General features: G+C 41.6%; 17 protein-coding genes. 7 read left to right on the top strand and 10 right to left on the bottom strand.

Annotated elements, in window-relative coordinates; all coding sequences use genetic code 11:
• Nucleotides 1-34 precede the first annotated feature (34 nt).
• Nucleotides 35-1,696: a malolactic enzyme gene (locus FD04_RS05745; protein WP_268873326.1), complete on the top strand. Its 1,662-nt coding sequence runs from the start codon at nucleotides 35-37 to the stop codon at nucleotides 1,694-1,696.
• Between the two features lie 266 nt (nucleotides 1,697-1,962).
• Here the strand turns inward: FD04_RS05745 and FD04_RS05740 are convergent, their stop codons facing one another.
• Nucleotides 1,963-2,322: a VOC family protein gene (locus FD04_RS05740; protein WP_054699826.1), complete on the bottom strand. Its 360-nt coding sequence runs from the start codon at nucleotides 2,320-2,322 to the stop codon at nucleotides 1,963-1,965.
• A 205-nt stretch (nucleotides 2,323-2,527) separates the two neighbouring features.
• Here FD04_RS05740 and FD04_RS05735 point away from each other — a divergent pair, with 205 nt between their 5' ends.
• Entirely contained in the window at nucleotides 2,528-3,106 is a 579-nt protein-coding gene (locus FD04_RS05735; protein ID WP_235805659.1) for a hypothetical protein, read from the top strand.
• Nucleotides 3,099-3,275 carry a hypothetical protein gene (locus FD04_RS12450; RefSeq protein ID WP_156660409.1) on the top strand — a complete coding sequence of 59 codons (177 nt, stop codon included), beginning with the start codon at nucleotides 3,099-3,101 and terminating at the stop codon, nucleotides 3,273-3,275. The genes FD04_RS05735 and FD04_RS12450 overlap by 8 nt, the downstream gene beginning before the upstream one ends.
• Before the next feature lie 94 nt (nucleotides 3,276-3,369).
• Here FD04_RS12450 and FD04_RS05730 read toward each other — a convergent pair whose 3' ends face one another.
• From FD04_RS05730 to FD04_RS05715, 4 genes are all read right to left on the bottom strand, one after another.
• Complete coding sequence (locus tag FD04_RS05730; protein WP_156660408.1) at nucleotides 3,370-3,912, bottom strand: phosphoribosyltransferase family protein; 543 nt, start codon at nucleotides 3,910-3,912, stop codon at nucleotides 3,370-3,372.
• 2 nt (nucleotides 3,913-3,914) lie between these two features.
• Nucleotides 3,915-4,991, bottom strand: a complete 1,077-nt coding sequence (locus FD04_RS05725; RefSeq protein ID WP_056947638.1) for a hypothetical protein — start codon at nucleotides 4,989-4,991, stop codon at nucleotides 3,915-3,917.
• Nucleotides 4,992-5,195: 204 nt separating this feature from the next.
• The gene (locus tag FD04_RS05720; protein ID WP_056947636.1) at nucleotides 5,196-5,666 is read right to left on the bottom strand and encodes a hypothetical protein; all 471 of its coding nucleotides are present in this window, start codon (nucleotides 5,664-5,666) and stop codon (nucleotides 5,196-5,198) included.
• 97 nt (nucleotides 5,667-5,763) lie between these two features.
• Complete coding sequence (locus tag FD04_RS05715) at nucleotides 5,764-9,408, bottom strand: mucin-binding protein (protein ID WP_056947634.1); 3,645 nt, start codon at nucleotides 9,406-9,408, stop codon at nucleotides 5,764-5,766.
• A 328-nt stretch (nucleotides 9,409-9,736) separates the two neighbouring features.
• Between FD04_RS05715 and FD04_RS05710 the strand changes: the two genes are divergently transcribed.
• Complete coding sequence (locus FD04_RS05710; protein WP_056947632.1) at nucleotides 9,737-11,227, top strand: hypothetical protein; 1,491 nt, start codon at nucleotides 9,737-9,739, stop codon at nucleotides 11,225-11,227.
• The gene (locus tag FD04_RS05705) at nucleotides 11,208-13,070 is read left to right on the top strand and encodes a MucBP domain-containing protein (protein ID WP_056947630.1); all 1,863 of its coding nucleotides are present in this window, start codon (nucleotides 11,208-11,210) and stop codon (nucleotides 13,068-13,070) included. Before FD04_RS05710 ends, FD04_RS05705 begins: the two co-directional genes overlap by 20 nt.
• A 126-nt stretch (nucleotides 13,071-13,196) precedes the next feature.
• Here FD04_RS05705 and FD04_RS05700 read toward each other — a convergent pair whose 3' ends face one another.
• Entirely contained in the window at nucleotides 13,197-14,147 is a 951-nt protein-coding gene (locus FD04_RS05700) for a mucin-binding protein (RefSeq protein ID WP_235805658.1), read from the bottom strand.
• A gap of 9 nt (nucleotides 14,148-14,156) precedes the next feature.
• Nucleotides 14,157-17,117 (bottom strand): mucin-binding protein, encoded by a 2,961-nt coding sequence (locus FD04_RS05695; protein ID WP_056947627.1) that lies wholly within the window; start codon nucleotides 17,115-17,117, stop codon nucleotides 14,157-14,159.
• A 306-nt stretch (nucleotides 17,118-17,423) separates the two neighbouring features.
• Between FD04_RS05695 and FD04_RS05690 the strand changes: the two genes are divergently transcribed.
• Both FD04_RS05690 and FD04_RS05685 read left to right on the top strand, forming a co-directional pair.
• A complete protein-coding gene (locus FD04_RS05690; RefSeq protein WP_082603146.1) occupies nucleotides 17,424-18,092 on the top strand; it encodes a response regulator transcription factor in 669 nt (222 codons plus the stop codon).
• Nucleotides 18,089-18,991, top strand: a complete 903-nt coding sequence (locus tag FD04_RS05685; protein WP_054699804.1) for a sensor histidine kinase — start codon at nucleotides 18,089-18,091, stop codon at nucleotides 18,989-18,991. The genes FD04_RS05690 and FD04_RS05685 overlap by 4 nt, the downstream gene beginning before the upstream one ends.
• A 60-nt stretch (nucleotides 18,992-19,051) precedes the next feature.
• On the opposite strand, the gene FD04_RS05680 is transcribed toward FD04_RS05685, so the two are convergent.
• From FD04_RS05680 to FD04_RS05675, 3 genes are read right to left on the bottom strand one after another with little or no spacing between them, the layout of a single operon-like run.
• A complete protein-coding gene (locus tag FD04_RS05680; protein ID WP_235805657.1) occupies nucleotides 19,052-19,633 on the bottom strand; it encodes a hypothetical protein in 582 nt (193 codons plus the stop codon).
• A 38-nt stretch (nucleotides 19,634-19,671) separates the two neighbouring features.
• Complete coding sequence (locus FD04_RS12445; RefSeq protein WP_156660407.1) at nucleotides 19,672-19,824, bottom strand: hypothetical protein; 153 nt, start codon at nucleotides 19,822-19,824, stop codon at nucleotides 19,672-19,674.
• 2 nt (nucleotides 19,825-19,826) lie between these two features.
• On the bottom strand, nucleotides 19,827-20,741 hold the full coding sequence (locus FD04_RS05675; protein ID WP_054699800.1) for an ABC transporter ATP-binding protein: 915 nt from the start codon (nucleotides 20,739-20,741) through the stop codon (nucleotides 19,827-19,829).
• Between the last annotated feature and the right edge of the window lie 105 nt (nucleotides 20,742-20,846).

Raw genomic sequence — 20,846 nt, 5'->3', positions numbered from 1 at the left:
AGATTGACGATCTTTGACTATCAAAATATCGGGGATTTATGATGAACACAACTTAAAGAAAGAGGCTCTCATCATGAACGGATTAAACATCTTAAACGACCCATATCAAAACAAAGGTACCGCCTTTACCAAAGCAGAACGCGCTTCACTTAACTTGAACGGACTCTTACCACCAGTCGTTCAATCAATTTCACAACAAACGCAGCAAGTTTACGCTCAATACCAAACCAAGCCGACCGCACTAGCCAAGCGCCAATTTTTAATGACCATCTTTAATGAAAATCGCACGTTATTCTTCAAATTATTTAGTCAACACGTGGCTGAATTTATGCCAATCGTTTATGACCCCACGATTGCTGAATCAATTGAAAACTACAGTCGCCTGTTCGTGCAACCACAGGGTGCCGCCTTTCTATCGATCGATGACCCACAAGATATTGAAACCACCCTTCGACAAGCTGCTGGTGAGCGCCGAATTCGTCTAATTGTTGTCACCGACGCTGAAGAAATTCTCGGCATTGGCGACTGGGGGACTAACGGGGTTGATATTGCCGTTGGTAAATTAATGGTTTACACTGCAGCAGCTGGTATCAATCCTAGCGAAGTACTACCCGTTGCCTTGGACGTCGGGACTGACAATCAAGCCCTGCTTGACGATCCACTTTACTTAGGTAACCGGCACGCCAGAATCAAGGGTGACGCTTACCACCAATTTGTTGACCAGTTTGTGACTACCGCCAACCAATTATTTGATAATCTTTACCTGCATTTTGAAGACTTTGGCCGAGACAACGCGGCTGTCTTGCTCAATCAGTATAAAGATCAATACACGATTTTTAACGATGACATCCAAGGCACTGGTATCATCACGTTGGCCGGTATCCTTGGTGCACTCAACATTTCAAAGCAACAATTAACCGACCAGATCTACCTGTGTTTCGGCGCAGGGACCGCTGGTGCGGGTATTGCTGCCCAAATCTGCGCTGAATTCATGCGCCATGGTCTCAGTGAGGCAGAAGCCAAGCAACACTTCTACATGGTGGATAAACAAGGTCTCCTGTTTGATGACGACCCTACTCTAACGCCTGAGCAACGCCCATTTGCACGCGCACGGTCTGAGTTTGATCACCCTGATGAGTTAACCAACTTATTGGCTGTGGTTAAGGCGGTTCACCCAACCATTATGGTCGGCACATCAACGCAACCAGGTACTTTCACTCAGGCTGTTGTGACGGAGATGGCAGCTCATGCTGAACGGCCAATTATCTTCCCATTGTCCAACCCAACTAAGCTAGCTGAGGCCAAGGCCAGCGACCTAATCAAATGGTCCGATGGTCGAGCATTAGTCGCAACTGGCGTCCCATCACCTGATGTCACTTACGGTAGCATCACCTACCACATTGGCCAAGCCAACAACGCCCTGGTTTATCCTGGTCTCGGATTGGGCGTGATTGCTTCAACCGCAAAAGTTTTAAATGATCAAATGATCTCGGCGGCTGCACACTCACTTGGCGGGATCGTTGATGCTTCCGAAGCTGGCGCAGCCGTATTGCCACCAGTCTCGAAGTTAAATGATTTTTCAACGACCGTTGCTACGGCGGTTGCCCAGAGTGCGGTGGTGCAACAGTTGACCCGCACCAAGATTGACGACGTTGACGCAGCCATCATACAAACGAAGTGGACACCGGAGTATTAATTAACGGGCTATTTTTTGAATAAAATTGTTATTTGACCTACTTCAATCAAAACAGGCGCTACTCAGTTGAGTAGCGCCTGTTTTGTGATTCACATATTAACAGTTTAAGAAGATTGCATGCGACATCCATTCGCCTTGCCCACGTATAAATGCTAAGTTGGTGTCACACTTAGTTCAAACACCTTTGAGTCAAAAAACATCGACTGAGAACCTAGTCGATGTTGAAAATTGTTTTGATCAATCAATTATTAGTATCGGATTCAGTTTCATTTATTTGGTTCACCAATCGCAAAGTAATGTCCTTCTGGATCAGGAAAACCAAACGCGCGAACGCCCGCATCATCTACAATAGGTGTCGCACCGGGGATTTGCTCATGTAATACCTCAAAATCGGTTCTAAAAAACATCAATGAAGGCTGGTTATTAGCCACTTCTGGCGAAAATTGATCAATGAAGGCGTGACTAAAGAGCGCTAATTCGGTAGTATCATCCACCGCTAAAACAACTGCATGGTGTTTCTCTGGGAGTTCAATCGTGGCTGTCCGTGTTGCACCAAGCGTTTGTTGCCAAAAGTCAGTCATCGCATCAACATCGTTCACGTATAGCATGATTCGGGTACGGGTCATCTTATCAGCTCCTTCAGATTTGTTGACTTAACTTTATCACGTTTCTTGATTAAGGGCGATGAATAGCTAGGCATATTATAGAATCGAAACGACATGAATCGTTGAAACTTTATTAAATTACCTGTCGTAATTATAACTGAAATAACTTACTTCAGGAGGTTCTATGTTTACACCCATACTTAATTCACCATCTTGGTTAACTTTCATGCAATCAGACTTTCAAATGTTTTTATTAATTGCGCAGTTTTTTTCAGCTCTAGCAACGATTATTGGAATTATTATTGCGTTGCAACAATTTAGAACGACTAACAAAAATCGCTCAGCTGATCTCATTAATAAACAATTTGATTATACCTCGTACGCACTCGATTTATTTTTTGATCAAATTCAACCATCCTTGCGTAATATTGATTTTAACGCCTTTGATACAAATCTTAAAAATATCAGTTATACTAACGATGATTCAAAGATTGTGACAGAGATTTTAACGAAAAGAATCACCAATTTTTTCCTAGATGATTCTGATTATTCTCAGGTTTTTGCTTCTGAGATAACAAGAGTACTATTACTCATTAGCCGACTTTCAGGATTTATTCATTACAAAAAAACAAATGAGTTACAGCTGTTAAGTGTCATTTCTTACGATATCAGCCGGTTCACTAATCATCCCGGTATTTTACAATATACTCAACTTATGAGTTCACAAACTGGTAACAATAATTTTGAAATAGTATTTAAAACAACTGATGCATATCTGAAATCAAGGAGACTTCAAAATGATTGAAAAATCTTATGATCAATTATCTTATGAAGAGAAAGCTGAACTAACAAGACAAGTTTTAGCGGAGATTGATGAAAAATATAAAAACGATCCAAATTACCGCGCTCAAAAAAAACGGCTAAAAGCTATTATTGACAAGGCTTGGGCCAATGCTGATGGCAGTTCTCACTAATCAATTTAAATCATCTATTTTGCGAGTCTCATAAAAATAACCGATACTCATTAATTTATTTTTGAGTATCGTTATTTGAATTTACGTGCTAATTCTAGAACAACGGCAATTTTTCCAAATACCGGATGTCTTTGCGTTCAGCAGCGTCACCTTCGGCCAAAATGGCAACCTGTTCAACTACGGTTGCATCGGCCTGCTCAATGAGTTGCTTGGCGGTCAACACCGAGCCACCGGTACTGATGACATCATCGACAATCACAACCCGTTTACCACGGATCAAATCAGCATCCGTACCATCCAACACTAATTCTTGATCTGCGCTGGTCGTGATCGATGACACTGGCTGTTCAACAGGGGCTTGCATATAGTCCTTCACTGATTTTCGCAGCACAATGTAGCGGTCATGGTGCGTCAGCCAACTCAACTCCTGAGCCAACGGAATCCCCTTACTTTCAATCGTCACGAGATAATCAAACGAAACGTCACTTAACAGTTCAGTAAACTGAGTTGCAGCATAATGCGTTAGTTCTGCATCACCCAACAAAACAAAAGAAGCAATCGTCAAATCTTGATTCAACTGAATCAACGGTAAATCACGGGTCAATGGCCCTAGTTTTAATTGATAGGTTTTTGTCATCATTACACTCCTAAGCCAATCAGTGGCAAGACAAATTTGAGGACACCACCAGTCATCAGACCGGCGAACGGATCAAACACAGCAGTCACAACCAATGTCACAGCCGGAATCAAACTATTCGAGCCACTTAAGGCCGTCACAGCGTTCTCTGGGAAAGTGACAACTGTACCGAGAATAAATAGAAAACCGGCAATTGAAGCGCTTGGCACGTACTTACCAATTTTAGGTAACCAACCAGCAAACAAAATCAATGCCATAATCAGCATCATCAAAATACCCGCTAGTACTGGTTCAGGTGCACTGGCCGTAGCAGAAATGATGGTTTCAACGGGTGCACCACCAAGCAGGCTTGTCCCCATATCAGCAAGTGCCTGCGCACTCGTCAGCAGATTTAAATTAACGGGGTTGGGTTTAATTCCCGTCATTTGTCCAGTAATCAAGCCATACGAGATATTAGCACCGATGTTCAAGCATGCCAGACTAAGTGCCCCACGGATAATCCGCAAGTTAATCATTGGTTTCATAAAATTAAACTTACGAGCAGTCACGTATGCTGGCAACTCAGCACGGTAGTGTTCAACAAACGTTGCGTAACAACTGGATAAAACGACAGAGAGTACGATTGTCCAAACGAGGTCCTTAGTTAATAGATACGTGATCGAGGCAACCGCGATTGAAATCCAACCGGTCCACTTTTCGGATTTCGTCATCTGAATGGCAATCTTGGCCAGCATAATCCCAACTCCAGCCATCATTGCCGCCATAATATTGTTGCCTAACACAGAGACGATTTTAGTTAACGAACCTGTGGCACCAATCACGATCATAATCAGCGAACCACCGAAAATAATCGACGTTCGTTCACGAATGCTATCACCTAGGTTACCCGTTAAGGCTAGTGATTCGGCCTGAAACGAAATTGGTGCGACCGAACCAAATACGCCATTGATTCCGGACACAAACAGAAACGAAAAAGTGGTCGGAAAAACGGCAAAGCCTAACGTCATTGCCATAATTCCTTGTGGTATCCCATTCAAAACAACCCCAAATGCTGCGAGAAAATCTGCAAGCCAGTGCATGTTTGACCTCCTAAGTTATTATTCGTGTTTTCAATGTTATTATAGCTCAATTCTTAAGAATTTAAACCAAATAATTAAAAAACACGAATTATTTATAATAGTGTTATTCGTTTCATTAACTTATATCAATCAAAAAGGCAGAACCTGCACTTTTGCGTACAGGTTCTGCCTTTTTTTAAGCTTAAAATATTTTTATTTGAAAGGTTAACGTTTGTCTCCACGATGAAAGTACTTTTTTTCGGCTTCTTTTCGTAATTCAACTGCCTCTGTAAAAGATTTAGTCGCGTGATTTAAAACATAACGCCCGTGGTACATCAGTCTAGCAATATAAATTTGGGCTTTCTTATCAAACGAGACGCCAATCACACCTGAATGATTGCGCTTGGACATAATTAATGATGAGTATCCGATGCCTGATTCATTAACTAAAGGTCCAGCTTGAGCTGCCAAAAAACGTGGATTGCTGAGTGCGTTTTTCCTAGAAATATCGCGTCTTAAACAACCACAACTTCGTGTAATCCCTTTTCGAAGTGAATAGCCCTCAGCAATGACTTGATTGCCACAATCACACAGACAAACCCAACAAACGTTGCCATTTTTTGCAATCTTTGACGCCCGTTCTATTACAACCAATCGACCAAAGCGCTGATTGCTTAAATCAATACACTGGGTCATTTTTTGATCCCCCTTTTTAACAATCCTACATTTGTGTTAGTAATCGATTAGCCCAAAAAGCGGAACCCCCATTGATTCCGCTTTAAGGTACATGAGACTAATCTTGCTTTTTGGATTTGCGAGTTAAGCCAAACACCGTCATTAACCCTGTCAATAAACCTAAACCAATCAATGATGTTGCGTCTCTTTGACCATCGTTAGTTTGAGGTAATGTTGATTGATGCATTTGACCATTATTTCGTGAACTCTTGTTAGTCAATTCCGGTAACACTACAACGGTCTTCTTAACTGCTGTTTGATCACTTTGTGGTTGATCTGTGGCAGTAGAATCATCTTGAGTCGCCGAATTTGTTGTATCATCGCCTTCTTCGTCAGGGGTTGTTGACTCAGAAGTATCAGTATCTGTCGTGGTAGTTGGAATGCCAGTGTTCACAGTATTGCCTGCTGGAGTATCGGGTGTAGTACTCGTAGCTGTTCCCGTGGTCGTGTCACCATTTGTAGTTGGTGTGGTCATCGTACCACCCGTACCGGTTGGTGTTCCGGTGGTCGTACCACCATTCCCGGTTGGTGTGGTCGTCGTACCACCCGTGCCGGTTGGTGTTCCGGTGGTGGTGCCACCATTCCCGGTTGGCGTCGTCGTCGTACCACCCGTACCGGTTGGTGTTCCGGTGGTCGTACCACCATTCCCGGTTGGTGTGGTCGTCGTACCATCCGTGCCAGTTGGCGTTCCGGTGGTGGTGCCACCATTCCCAATTGGTGTGGTCGTCGTACCATCCGTGCCGGTTGGCGTTCCGGTGGTGGTGCCACCATTCCCGGTTGGCGTCGTCGTCGTACCATCCGTACCGGTTGGTGTTCCGGTGGTATTACCACCTGTACCAGTTGGCGTATAGGTTACCGTGACGGTTGTATCTCCGTCAGGAACCGAAACTTTCTGACCTGGCGTTGGTGTATACCCGTCGATAGTTGGAAAGTCAGTTATTGGTTCACCAGTAATACCTGTACCTGTTACTGAACTCCCAATCGGGGTACCATCAGCAGTAATTGGTACCAACGTATAAGCATGTGAAAGTGCCGTGTAGTTGATTTCAGCATTAAAGTGCCCATCCTCATCATTATTGTTTTTTACAAAGGCAGCAATTCCTGTGGACGCAGCAGGAATCGAAGTTGGATTTGCTTGATATCCATCCAGTGGTGTAGCTGATACTGTGGCATAATCTGAACCTTCTAATTGCCATGCCCCAAATTGTTGTTGTTGCGTCACTTCATTAGTAGTAACAGTTCGATCATAATTCAAAGTCTGTTGACCATTTTCTGGTGTTAAGTCAGCAGTTACGCCAGCCGGATTTTTCGCCGTAACATTAACAATAAATTGCTTATGAGTCGCATCATAGTTACCATCCTTAGGATCCGTTGGTATGGTTGGGCCAACGATTGTTTCAGTTAGATGAACTTCAAAATACTGAACAGTAAGGTCATTATCGTCATAAACAGCGGATTTTTGAGTATCATCACTAATTACTTCGTAACCTTGACTTGTTAAATCCTTTGTTTTTGATTTTGCCAAATCAAAATTAATTGCTGTGTTTGTTTTACCTGTCAGTGGAACCGTGCCAATTGTCTTACCTGTTACATCATCAATATACGAAACACTCGCAGCTTGGTTGTCAGCAGTGTAAACTACTGTTACCTTGCCACCATCATCCGGCACCAGAAGGTTTTGGTCCGGTACCAAAGTATAGCCCTTAATCGTTGGCGTATCGGTGATTGGCTCACCAGTTTTACCCGTTCTTGTTTGCGTATCACCAATTGGTGTACCGCCATCGTCTACTGGAATCAACGTGTATTCAATGTTGGTTTTCGGTGTGTAAGTCACAGTTGCTGTAGTATTTGTTGGTTGATCGGTCGTAACTGCAAGTGCTACTTGAGGTACTTCCGTTTCTGTTGTTGTGTACCCAGCAACTGTTGGCACATCGTATTGATAGTAAGCTTCTTGTGGTGTATAAACCGATTCACCAGTCACGTTATCAGTTGTGACCTTGTATGTGACCGTTTGCGTGATTGAATCAGCAACTTGATTATTGTCGGTATCAACAAAATTAATGGTTCGAGTAGATGTTGCGGTACTGTATGACGCTGTGTGAACGTAGTGGTAATACACAACTCTGTACATATCGTCATATGCCCCGGTGGTCATACCATTGACTCTAACAAACTGATAACCTTGTGCTAACAAACCAGGCTGTATTTCATTTTGAACAGTACTTGTGTCATATACCCCCACCGGAATTGTATTAGTGGATGGATCATAAGCGCCAATCTCTCTAGTTGTAATCTCACTGTAGTTGTCATCGTCGTCAATAAATTCAATCATTACTGGTTGATTAGCAACGTAGTCATCATGAGTCCCAAGTTCTTGCCCAAAAATTGGCGTTTGGAAACCCTCAGAGTCATAAAGTGTGTAGTTTTGAAATTGTTGAGGACCAGTATCGGAATTCGTTAATTTAACCGCCGCTGTTGGCAAAGAAATTGAACCAAAAACGGTATTTGCATTACTATCATCTGTTCCAGGCGTACTTGTATTAGCAGATGGTTCAGTTGTTTTCTGATGAGTTTGACCGGTTGGGTCATTCAGATTAGAGTACCATGCACCTAACGGCGACTTGACATAAACTGATGGCGCATTTGAGTCAGTGTATGTTTTCTTATAGTAAATTTTAATTAACACTGGAGACTGCACTTCGTCCACGCCTTTGAATACCCCTTTTAAGGCACTTTGATCAGTTTTGGCTGCATCGTAAATATAACCCCAAAAAGTTGGTTTCTGATAACTGACGTCATAATCTTCGCCACCATAGAATGAACTTCCGTTCAAGGTAAAACTATAAATAATTGTATCTGGATTATCTTCATCAACATACTGAACCTTAACATCAGCTACTTTCTCATAGTATGCGTTAATTACCTTATTTTCAGCCATCGTACCTAATGTCATGTCTGTAGTGTCCGTATTCATAAACTTGTAGCCTTTGATCCAAGCAGCCGTTAAATTTGTAGAGGCGCTTTGACTATGTGGATCTGGATCGGTCGTCCAAGTGACAACTGTGCCAGTAGAGTTTGTTCCTACGGAAGCCGGGAGGGTTGAATCCGCCACTTTGAATGTAATGAGCTTGTTTGTATCTTTATCAATATAATTGATAACCACCTGTCCAGTTTTCTCGGCTGTCGCATCTGATGCCTTGATCTCCTGCGGTTGACCCGTTGCGTCATAGTCAGCTCGTGCAGATTGCTTGGCAGCCATTACCTCTTCACTTGTCGCAGACTTAAGATTTTGAACCTTAGAGGTAACTGATTGAGCTGAATCAGATTCATCTTGAGCTACTGTTGCCTGAGATTGGCTGGATGTAGCGGTTTCATTTGACTGGGTCGTTTTTGCTTCATCTGTCGTTGAGGAAGTCCCAACTTCCCCTGAATTTGCTACAGATTGAGCAGAATTTGATTTAGGTGCTTGACTATTTGATGTAGCGGAAACATTTGTATTCGTAGTAGTCGTCGTCTGTGGTGCATTTAACTCGACCGTACTAGAAGCCTTGGTAGCCGCATCGTCAGTTACAACTGCGGTGTGACCATCTGTACCTGCTGTATCTGTTGTCGTGTTTGCTTTAGCTTGAACATTATTCGCTAAAGTAAGACCTCCCAAAACTGCCGAACAGATCAGTACTTTACTCACAAGATCTTTTTTCACGATTAACACTCCTTTTCATTCAATCTGAACAAATTCCACTTTGTTAGATTAAATTCCCCTCGGTAATATTATGGCAATCCGCTTCCCAGATTCTCGTTATCCCTCCTGCCTATCTCTTGGTAAACTTATTATAAATTTATTACGCTTTCATTATCTCTCGTTTTCAAGTGAAATCAATATCAACTTGGACTGGAATTCGTTCAGTTTTTTAATTTCGCCTTTAAAAAAATGAACTCATATGTAGTCACAAATTCCCCTGAATGCCGTTTTTATATGAGGGTAATCATGTATAATATGAATAAATAGTAGCGGAAAGGAACTTGATGAGATGAATTACAATTACTTATTTAGTAAAAATGATGCGACGTGTTTTGACATTTTAACAATGTTGAACACGCGCTCAGATATGCGCATTTCTAAGCATGAACTAAATGAGCAATTCGATTTGACTAACTACCAATTACACAAATTTTTTAATTCGATTAATGCTGACCTAATGCAAGTCTCTGGCAATGAGCCCGCTTATTTGGATGAAAGTGATAATTTACATTGGCAAGCGTTCCAAGTTGATACATTGCTTATTCAACGTGTTGCACTGTTATATTTGAACCGTTCACCACTTTACGTTGCACTCGAATACAATTTTTTCTACGATAATTTATATACCCAAAAAGAATACGTCAGCGCGAACTACATGAGTACCTCTGTCTTTTATCGTGCTTCCGAAAATTTGGAAAAAACGCTAAACGCACATCATTTTTACACTGCTAGTACGTTGTTTGCTGACGATGAATTCACCACGCGACTTCATCTATTTCAACTTTACTACACGGTCTATAACACTGTTGAAGTCCCTTTTGCCGATTTGACAAACTTGGTCGATCGTCTGATTGAAGTCATTTCAACCATTTTACCCAAGCAATTAAAACCGACTCAACTTACTAAATTATCCATCTTTCTAAGAGTATGGTTATTAAGGATGAACAATCACCACATCCTCGAAAACGTCATTTTTGACTCACTCAATCCCGATCAGTCTGGCAAGGAACTCTACTCGTTGATTGACGACATTTTAGTTAAGGGGATTAAATTTAATGAAGCAGAATTCAATTACTTATACGCTTTTCTCTTAACACAGGGATTTTTGGGTGAATCTTTGCAATCTGGTGCAGCGACATCCTTACCAACCGTTGTTCAACTTTCAAACCAGTTCATTCATAATATTTTGCACCAAAACATCCTTGTACAGACAAGTTTAATCAATAGCGACGCTCTTTGGCAACGGATATTAAATATCCATTTACAGTTCATGACCTTTTTCATCGAACCAACAACGTTCATTAACCCCAATCAAATTAATTTTTTCTCCGAATTATACCCTGCATTTGATATAAGCATCCACCAAACAATTGATGAATTGAAACAACGACGTGATTTAAAGATTGATCAACATATGTCAGTCAATCTATACTTCAGTTATATGTTCGCACTCATCAACTCAATTCCGCCTGAATTGATGAAGGACCAGGTTCATATCTGTGTAGATTTCTCACAGGGAACGCTATACACCGATTATGTAATTGCGTCGTTACAATCTTTTAGTCATGCCAATATCATACTTGATGTGCTGGTTACTAACAAAACTGATATTTATATTTCAGACTTTCACTCACCACAAGTTCATAAACAACAAGTTGTTTGGCAAGATCCACCAACTTCACTAGACTGGACCAAATTAGCTGACATAATTTTATCCGTCAAGAAACGTAAATTAAGTGGTGTAATACCGAAGGAAAGTGATGGCAGTGAAACAAACTAATCATGATATTAGAGTTTGGATGATAGCAGGGTTATTTTCTGTTGCCATTTTTGGCACTACCACCTTTTTACCATTACCAGCACATGCGGAAACGCCCCCCTCACCAGCCAAGTCGACATCAACCACAACAGATGAATCGAGTTCAACTACGACTTTGACCAACAAACCAACTGACACGGATACCAGCACGACGACATCTAGTACTGAACCTAGTCAAGCAGATTCCTCAACAGCTGCTAAGTCTAATGATGGTGGGGCTACGAGTAAACAGTCAACTAGCGCTCTGTCCGCTTCGAACAGTAATAATATTTCGGATACAGCAACGGGTACGATTACCTTCCAGTTCAAAAACCAAACCAATCAATCTGACATTACAGTGGACGGTGCCAAAACCAATGTCGGACAAATTCAAAAGGATGGTAATATTTCAAGTTACACCATTAGTACAGATGCAAGCGACCCAACTCAAACTAAAATCACAAACAAGGCAGCGTATGTACCTGAAATTCCTGGCTATAAATTTGTCGGTAATATTGATGATGTGGTACCAGACCAATTTGGTGTTGGTAATTACACTTACTCTTTCGAATATTTACCACTAGCAAATATTGAGGTCTCCTACGTTGATTTGGCCGATCCAAAACAATTACTGTGGCAATATACAATACCATCTACAAATGCTTTTGAAGATGATGCTTACAGCACAAATTACTCTCAACTTCCGTTTAATGGCTATACTTATGCCTCGTCAAGTGGTCCAGTTAGTGGTGTGTTTTCCCAAACTGATTTAACCAATGGGCAACAACCGGTTCAGGTGACATATTACTATCAAAAAACAAGTGCGGAAACACCCGAAAATAACTTGGCCAATGAACCTTTAGTCCAAATTGCAGATTCACAAACATCTTCATTGACGACTGGTACCACGATCAATGCAAAGCCAAAACAATATACTGGCTACACACTCATTGCCACTACTGGCTTATTTCAAGGTGAGATGCCCGCACACCAAGAAACACCATATGAGTTTTACTTACCCAATGCCGCTGTTACCGTGGAATATGTCGATGAATCAACTGGCGCGATTCTTTCAACTAGAACTTTAGGTACGGTCGATAGCACTCAGGGGACTTACCCCGATGGCAATTACTCCTCTTCTGCATTACCAATTGATGGTTATACGTTAGACTACACGAGCGGTAATACAACAGGCCAATATAACCCGATTGCCCAAAAAGTCGTTTATTATTATCGAGCCAATCCCAAGGTAACACCGCTTCCAGAGTTGCAAGCGGATACCGTTCCCGAAACTGTCCCTGCTGAAATCGAAATTTTGACACCAAAAAATCAATTACGACGTGTTCCATTTATAAACGGGCCTAAAAATACACCAATTAAACCCATTATCAATCAACAATTAGTTGATTTACGTCACACTGGTAACTTAATTATTAGCACTCAAATTACCGACTCAACTGTCTTCGAAATGCCGTTAAAAAAGTATCAAATTATTGTCATACCAATGTCACCCAAGCCAAAGCAACTTCAGCGTCGTTCAATGCCGGCCGTGACACAACTCGGTCAAATTGCTGAACCTATTCTGGTCGACCCTACGTCAGAGGTCAAAACGCCCAACTTTCCGCAAACCTACAATTGGCACTTCATTCACTTTAACCGGGATACCAATCAGAAATTGAATGTCACCTATCGCAATGAAATGGTTAAATTATCACGTAAATTTCCAAGTGGCGGCGGAAACCATCATTCCAGCCTTGCCAATTACTTTGTCAGCTTGAATGGTCGGATTAATTTTGGTCAAAAAGACCCCTCGTTGCCTGATTAACCTACAATTAATCTGGATTATCTTCTAACGCTAAAAAAAAAACAAAACCACCGAGATTCTCATGATGAGAATCTCGGTGGTTTTGTTTGATGAATAGGATTTAATCATTTTTACTGATACGACTCACTAATTTTTTCGTCTCTTCTCGATACCGATACCTACCATGCCAAGCGTCAATAATCCTAGAAGGCTTACCCAATTGGTCAAATCTTCATTTGTTTGTGGTAAGGCTTGATCCTTATTAGCCATCTTCGAATTGGCAGTCGCTTGATCCAGGCCTGTCGAAAGATTAGCGTTTATGCTTGATTCGGTTTGATTCGAAGTATCGTTTGTGGTGGTCTGACTGGTGGTTACGACACCATTATTTTCTTGATTGTCATCTGTTGGTGTATCTGGTGTATCAACAGTTTCGTTTTCCGGTGTATCTGTGGTGGTACCATTCTCTGTTTCAGGCACCGTCGTATTAGGAGTTGTCACCTCGGTTGTCGGTGTTGAGTTTGGTGTAACCGGTGTATCTGGTGTAGTTTCATTATTCTGCGCTGGTGTTCCAGGATTATTATTTGAAGGTGTGTCATCACCTGGATTTGTGGTAGTCGGCGTATTCGTGCCAGTATCTACAATTTGCGTGAACACAATTTCAAAAGTTTGGTCAACATCACTGTCATGGTCAAAGGTAGCGCCAACTGTACCATCAGATTTCAAATTATAACCATCACTAATGGTTTGTTGAATCAGTGCCGTTAATTGTCCATGATCAACGCTACTATCACTTTCACCGGTAATCAATTTAGCATTGAGTTGTTTACCATTTTCATCTAGGAACACAACCTCTGCACGCTGCTTATCAGACGTCGTCGATGGGGTCGTAGTTGGTGTTGTCGTTGTTGGACTAGCCATCTTGGCAAATTTGACCAGGAATGTCTGGTTCTCACTTGGGTCAGCATCGAAGTTACCCCCAACTGTGCCATCTGAAACAAGGTTGTAGTTAGCGGATAATTCATTTTGAATCAGCGTTGCGACGTCTGAATGATTTAATGGCGTATTATCAGCACCAATTTCGTCTAAACGACTCAACAACTTGCCATTTTAATCAACAAAGTTTACAGTTGCCAATTCTTGATGAGCAACGTAATAAACGATTGTCGGTGTGCCATCATTTGCAGGGAAGTATGGTGTTTGATTTGGAATCAACGTATAGCCATCAACCGTTGGCAAGCTAGTGATCGGATCTCCAGGTGTACCGGATTCATTGGTTGGGGTCGTATTTGGTATTGGCTGTCCATCAACCCCTGTTGGTGTCACTGGCGTCGTAACTGGGCGTAATGCTAAAGTTACGAGGAAGACTTGGTTACTATCCCTATCAGTATCGTAGGTTGCACCATTGGCCGTCTCATCCGTCTTGATTGTATACTTAGCAAAGTGATCCGCAACATAATCAGCTGTATCAAATGCAATTTCATCACCCGAGTTACCACTAAACATCTCGCTACCGATAGAACTGCCATCTGCTGTTTGATAAGTTACTGTGGCGTTTTGTACGTAAACAATCGGTTTAACGTAAATAACAACTGGTTGCATATCTGGTGTAAATGTGAGGTTAATTTTACCATTTACAATTTCTGGTTGACCATCGACCACTTCATACCCTTCTGGTGCAATAACTGGATAAAAAGTAGTGGAATCATACGTGCCCGAAATTTTTTCAATCTGACCAACTGGCTCACCAGTGGTTTGATCAACATACGCAATCGGCTCAGTGTACTTCATCAAAGTATAGGAGATGAGCATCGTTAAACTAAAATCGCCACCGACTTTATCTGTTGCTTTGTTTGAAATCTGGGTTGCCTGAGCAATAACATACTGCCGTGCTGTAATATCATTTTGAATCACCGAGTCTAAGTTGTCGACCTCGGTGACACTTGGAATATAGCCTTCGGGAGTCGCTGGAGTAACTGGAGTTATATCGTTGATCGCATACCAAGGTCCGTATGTGGTATATTCACTCACTGGTTTGCCTTGTGCTTTCAGGACTTCATCAACGTTCTTGTCTCGAACTAAGAAGACAGCTTGCTCAAGGTCACCAGAAGGGACCACCTGACTAGCTGTCAACGTTGTCCCAATAGGTTGACCTTGGAATGTAAGATCAGCCTCCTTTTTCTGACTATCAGTGGCAGTATCATCCGTTCCTTTAACGGTATCAATTTTGTGAGTGAGATGAACTGTGTAGGTGGCTGCATCTTGATCAAATGTTAACGAAGCAGGTACATCACTGCTACTTAAAACATAACCCGCTGTAGCTAAATCGGCTAAGTCACTTGAGTTATTATAATTAGAAGTTGTTCCGAGTGCTCCTGCCAACGTACGATCTAAAACAACTGCACCATTATCTGTATCATCTACATACGAAATATCAATGGTAGGCGCTTTTGCTAAATACAACGTTTGGTCAGAACTTCCAACAACTAACGGTGTAACCGCCTGAGTATGACCATTTAATGCATCACCAGCAGCCAAAATATATCCTGCTGGATATTGTGAAGTAATGTCGTTGCTGGCTGTTTGACCATATTGGCCCCTGATGATGGCAGAACCTAAATTCGCACCAGTTGCCGCATCAACAAAATTAACGACACTAGATGCATCTTGTGCCCAAACATAGGTTTCACTTGCACCATTCCCGGCAGTTGCATACTGACTCATAAGACCAGCTGCAGAGATGGTTTCGCCAGTTGGTGAAGTGACACTACCACTACCAACTTTCTGCCATGAAGGAGCGACGGTAACCGCTCCGTCTGTACTTGCCGGAATCGCAGTACCTGCCGCTGGTGCCTCACTTAAGTTAACGCCAGTTAAAATATCATTTGCGCCAAGTTTTAAGTCCCATAAATTTGGCGTTTTTGCCAACATATCTGTCGCATCAGTCACGTTAGTCATGTCAAAGTTACTGAGGTCCAAGGATTGGATGCCTGATCCACTAAACATATTTTTCATGCTAACAACTTTTGATGTGTCGAAACTGCTGACGTCAACCGACGACAAGGAAGCATCATTCATAAACATGTTCACTAGCGTCGTCGCATTACTTGTATTCAGTCCGGAGATATTTAATGACGTTAACGATGTGTCACTAACAAACATACCACCAAAGCTCTTCATTAAACTAGTATCAAGGTTGCTGGCATCAATTGATGTCACATCGTGGAGATTACCAAAAATGCCACTCCCCGCAGTAGCGGCCACAGTAACGTTTGGATCAACGTAAATTGATTTGACTGGCGAAGAAAATTGAGTATACAAATACTTTTGGCCATCAATCGTACCAGCATGAAGTGTCAGTAACCCGTTAGAATCAATATCCCAAGCTGCTGTGCCATAAGTCCCCTTTTCTACAATTGTTGGCGTGGTAGCCTCTGCAGCTGTCACTTTTTGTGTTTTTCCAGTGGCTTTAAAGTTGTTTGTAGCTTCAACCTTTGCGTTTTTCACTTGGTCGCTTGTAGCTGAACCTAACTGAGTTACTTGCTCATCTTGAGTAGTCTCATCGGTGGAATTAGTTTTAGTATTTGACTGTCCGGTTTTGGAAACAGCCTCTGTTTCGTCCGATGTCGCGGCTGTTGATTCTTCATGAGTAACATTTGTATCATTTTGCGGTTGAATGCTCTCATCAGTATGTGCAGCTGCACTTTGCTGAGGAACTTCAACTGATGTTTTGCTATCATCTTTTGTTGTTTCAGCTGGATTAACAGTTGCCGTCGTCTGGCTTGTTGTTTGATCTGTTTGGGAAACCGATTGATTATCACTCCCAATGACTACCTGTTTTGAATTTCCGGCTGTCGTAACTGCAGTTGTTGTCTGTGAATTAGTTGCGGGGTTCTCAGTATCCGCACTGGCCGACACACCACTCCCAACTAATGACACCCCAAGAGCCGCAGTAGCGAGACTGGCAGCAAGCCAAAGTTTACCTGATTTATATAGCTTCTTACGAACCTTCAACTCAGTCTCCGCTTGATGTAAGCGACGCGTTGCACGAATCACTTTTTGCTCTTCCATAATAGATTCCTCCCCAAAAGTAACTACGATTTATACTTCATTACAAAATTAATTATAGTCATCACGTATAAATTCACAATAGGCCAAAGCATTCAAAATTTTAACTAAACGATTAAAAAAATGAACGATTATTAAGTAGACCACTAACGACAGTTAATTACTTACCTTTACATAAAGAAAACCGTTACAATAATTCTCAAAAAGCATTAATTTCCCGAAAAAATAGACGTATTGAAACTATAACTGATTTTGACACCTTCTTCACATACCAGTAAAATTAACTTGAAATGAAGGGTGGTGGCAGCTTTGAAAACGATCCTAATTATTGAAGACAATAATGATATGCAAGAGCTTCTCAAGGGCTTTTTAGCACAAGCTTTCAACATCATACCGGCTTATTCCGGTACTGAAGGCTTACTGTTATTCGGTCAACAACCGGTTTCATTGATTTTACTAGATCGTCTGCTCCCAGGAAAAAGCGGTGATGAGGTGCTTAAAATTATCCGCAAAACATCTCAGGTTCCAATCATTATCCTCACTGCGCTGGACGATTCAAAGGACATCGCTGCTCTTTTAATGGCGGGTGCGAACGATTATGTAACTAAGCCCTTCAATATTGAAGAACTAAAGGCGCGAATCGCGGTGCAACTGCGTCAAACACAACCGCAAATGGCGACTATGCCCTTGCATCACCACAGTGTGACCTTGTTGCCCGATCAATTTAAAATCACTAACGGCAATCAAACACTGACATTGAAACGAAAAGAATGCGAAATTTTGCAACTTCTGTTCCAAAATCCGAGTACGATTTTTACTCGCGAAAAACTTTACGAACAAATTTGGCGCACACCTTACCTTGGTGATGAAAATACCATCAACGTTCACTTGAGTAACTTACGTCATAAACTTGAGCAGCTTGATCCGGAACATGAATATATTGAAACAATCTGGGGAATTGGGGTGCGATTAGCATGATTTTAATTATCGGCATGTTGGTTCTGATCATCATCCTCGTTGCTCTGCTCATCTATTTAGTCATTGCTCAGCTGGATCTTCGGACGATTACCAACCAACTGCACTTCATTAATCATCACACGACCAATCAACAAATTCGGGTCCACTCTCGTCATCATGAAATTGTTGCGTTAACCCAAGAAATTGACACACTCTTAAATCAACACCAAGCTGTGCTCAGTCAATCGGTCAAATCCAAGAACCAGCTCGACTTAGCGATTCATAACATCTCTCACGATTTACGCACCCCACTCACAGTCGCCAGCGGTTACGCGCAACTACTCAAAACAAATTCATCGTTAAGTGACGACGCTCACCAGCAAGTCCTTAAATTGGATCATAACTTAGCCCTTCTAACCAAGCATTTAGACTTACTCCTACTCTATAATCGTCTCATCGAAAATCGAATTACCATCACACCGACACCCGTGAACGTATCTGCACGATTACAAGAAGCCTGTCTGAACGTGTACGATGCACTCCAACAACGTGATTTAGCGCTTAATTTAGACATTCAACCACAACTGACCTGGTCTCTAGATGAAGAAGCCATGACCAGAATTTTTCAAAATATCCTTGGCAATATTTTGGATCATGCTTCGAAAAAGGCAACCATCACACTTAAACAAATCGATGACACATTAGAGTTAACCGCTGCCAATCAACTGGCTACACCCATCAAGGACGCCAATCGATTAATTGACCGTTTTTACACGGAAGATTTATCCCATCAAAAACAGAACGCTGGCCTGGGACTCTACATTATTTCGGAGCTCACACAATTACAACATGGCACCGTTTCTGTAACCACGCACGACTTAGAATTCGAACTAAAACTTCAATTTAAGCGCACAAATTAAAACATCGATGAACCAGTCATACTCTGAGTGGTTCATCGATGTTTATTTTAGTGGACTCAACTAAAGATCTCGTTTCCGAAAAGTAAGATAGGCGAGGATGGTACAGACAGCAATCGTGCCAAGTCCCACTAAAATGAGCTGAAATAATGCCGAATTGGAATAAGTAGCAAAGTACGCGTTATCAATATTGTTTTGAAAACTAAACTTGTGTAGCCACTCGTGTTTGTACAAAATATCGATGACAACGGTCAAAATCATTGGCAAAATAATGGTGGTCACAACCGCAGTGATGGTCGAGAAGAACAGGTACATCACGAGTACAGTGATTGCAAAAATGGCATTGATTTCAACAAACTGAATCCCAACCGTGCCCGCAAACTTACCGACAAAAGTGCCGGAAGCGTGACCGAAACCATTTTTTATGCCACCAGCGATGAATACGAAAAAGTAATAGAAAACAAATTGACTGAACGCTACGATAATAAATACCAAATACTTGGAAATAAAATAATTCAATCGTGACATCCCACTACTGAGTGGATTCTTATAAATCTGACGAGAAAACTCAAAGCCAATCGTCATAATGAACAAGGGTAATAAAAAGTAAATTAACATACTGGCTTCACTGGTCATTGCCTTCACACATTGCACACAGTCCAAGTCAATTTTTGATTAGCGTCTTAAAAGGTTGAGAGGCCGTCATTGCCACCAATCATGAACAAACTCGCCGTTAAAATATTGATTGTTGCAACCAAAATCATGAAAATTTGCGTAATATAGAACCCTTTTGAATGAAATAATCGGTAAGTGTCCGCTCTCATCATATTTAACATGATTACACCCCCGTTTTCTCAACAATTGATTTGAAGTAATTCTCCAAGTTAATGTGTTCCTTGACGATGGTGCTGACACCAACGTTTGCCGCCACTAACATCTCAACTAACGTTTGGTTATCAAGCGACAGGTCGTAAACGTTGATTGTGTTTTGATCGACCACTTTGAAATCCTGAACACCCATTCGATTTAATACGGTGGCTGCCAATTGTGGTTGATCTACTTGTAACCGGATATATTCCCGACTCTGAGCCTCAAATTCTTCCTTAGTCAGTTCTTTTAAGATGACGCCACGATCAATGATGCCAAAACGGGTGGCCATTTGATATAATTCCTCCAAAATATGGCTCGAAATCAGAATCGTCATTTGCTGAGTCTGATTCAGTTTAATTAACAGTCGACGAAATTCAGCGATGGCGATTGGGTCCAACCCGTTGATGGGCTCATCCAGGATTAGAAAATCGGGTTTATTCAGCATCGCAATTGCCAAGCCTAATTTTTGACGCATGCCAAGTGAAAACTGCTTAAATTTTTTATTGCCCGTATCGGTTAAGCCAACAAAGTTCAATGCTTCCTCAATTGCATCTTGATCAACAATTCCTTTAATTTTGCAATAATACTTGAGGTTTTGACGCGCAGTGAGTTGATCATTAGCGACCGGTGTTTCAATCACACTACCAGTTCGTTTAAGTTGTTTGCCATACCCGTGCTTCGTGTCGGCCCCAAACAGCATAATCGTGCCAGAATCTGCATACAACAGTTGAACGATGGTTTTCAGAATCGTTGTTTTACCGGCCCCATTCCGACCAATTAAACCGTAGATATCCCCTCGTTGTATCGTTAAATTCACGTGATCTAATACGAGTTGCTTGCCAAACCTTTTCGTAACGTCATGCATTTCCAGTATGGCTGTCATGGTCATCCCCTCCTTACACTAATTAGTTTATCTGCTCGATGTTAACAGACTATTAATTGAAATCTTAACTGTTTATTAATTTAAGAATAGCACATGACAACATTT

Origin of the sequence: Secundilactobacillus odoratitofui DSM 19909 = JCM 15043, from assembly GCF_001434895.1 — a bacterium.
GTDB lineage: Bacteria > Bacillota > Bacilli > Lactobacillales > Lactobacillaceae > Secundilactobacillus > Secundilactobacillus odoratitofui.
Note: the sequence above shows the minus strand (reverse complement) of the source record. Positions and strands in the feature narration are given on the sequence as shown.

Bases quoted from the DNA above. Each gene is read 5' to 3' on its own strand.
- FD04_RS05730 (WP_156660408.1), bottom strand. From the start codon at position 3,912: ATGACAAAAACCTATCAATTAAAACTAGGGCCATTGACCCGTGATTTA.
- FD04_RS05685 (WP_054699804.1), top strand. From the start codon at position 18,089: ATGATTTTAATTATCGGCATGTTGGTTCTGATCATCATCCTCGTTGCT.
- FD04_RS05735 (WP_235805659.1), top strand. From the start codon at position 2,528: ATGCAATCAGACTTTCAAATGTTTTTATTAATTGCGCAGTTTTTTTCA.
- FD04_RS12450 (WP_156660409.1), top strand. From the start codon at position 3,099: ATGATTGAAAAATCTTATGATCAATTATCTTATGAAGAGAAAGCTGAA.
- FD04_RS05675 (WP_054699800.1), bottom strand. From the start codon at position 20,741: ATGACAGCCATACTGGAAATGCATGACGTTACGAAAAGGTTTGGCAAG.
- FD04_RS05725 (WP_056947638.1), bottom strand. From the start codon at position 4,991: ATGCACTGGCTTGCAGATTTTCTCGCAGCATTTGGGGTTGTTTTGAAT.
- FD04_RS05740 (WP_054699826.1), bottom strand. From the start codon at position 2,322: ATGACCCGTACCCGAATCATGCTATACGTGAACGATGTTGATGCGATG.
- FD04_RS12445 (WP_156660407.1), bottom strand. From the start codon at position 19,824: ATGTTAAATATGATGAGAGCGGACACTTACCGATTATTTCATTCAAAA.
- FD04_RS05710 (WP_056947632.1), top strand. From the start codon at position 9,737: ATGAATTACAATTACTTATTTAGTAAAAATGATGCGACGTGTTTTGAC.
- FD04_RS05720 (WP_056947636.1), bottom strand. From the start codon at position 5,666: ATGACCCAGTGTATTGATTTAAGCAATCAGCGCTTTGGTCGATTGGTT.
- FD04_RS05695 (WP_056947627.1), bottom strand. From the start codon at position 17,117: ATGGAAGAGCAAAAAGTGATTCGTGCAACGCGTCGCTTACATCAAGCG.
- FD04_RS05705 (WP_056947630.1), top strand. From the start codon at position 11,208: ATGGCAGTGAAACAAACTAATCATGATATTAGAGTTTGGATGATAGCA.